The sequence below is a fragment of the Streptomyces gottesmaniae genome (genome assembly GCF_031845845.1).
GTDB lineage: Bacteria > Actinomycetota > Actinomycetes > Streptomycetales > Streptomycetaceae > Streptomyces > Streptomyces akebiae.
This window is the reverse complement of the sequence record NZ_JAVRFJ010000209.1, coordinates 1-255: the sequence shown is the minus strand read 5'-3', so window position 1 is coordinate 255 and position 255 is coordinate 1. Positions and strand designations below refer to the sequence as shown.

1 pseudogene is annotated in these 255 nt (G+C 71.4%); it reads left to right on the top strand.

Features of this window, described 5'->3' with window-relative positions:
- Positions 1 to 255, top strand: a pseudogene (locus tag RM704_RS45095) (acetyl-/propionyl-CoA carboxylase subunit alpha); the annotation flags it as partial.

Below are 255 nucleotides of genomic sequence, written 5' to 3'. Positions count from 1 at the left end.
GCGCCACCCGCAAGCAGGCCCTGCAGCGCGCCGCCCGCGCGCTGGAGGAGTTCACCGTCGAGGGCATGGCCACCGCGATCCCCTTCCACCGCGCGGTCGTCACCGACCCGGCCTTCGCTCCCGAACTGACCGGTTCCACGGACCCCTTCACCGTCCACACCCGCTGGATCGAGACCGAGTTCGTCAACACCATCCAGCCCTTCGCGGCCCCCGCCGACACCGACACCGACGACGACACCGACCGCGAGACCATCG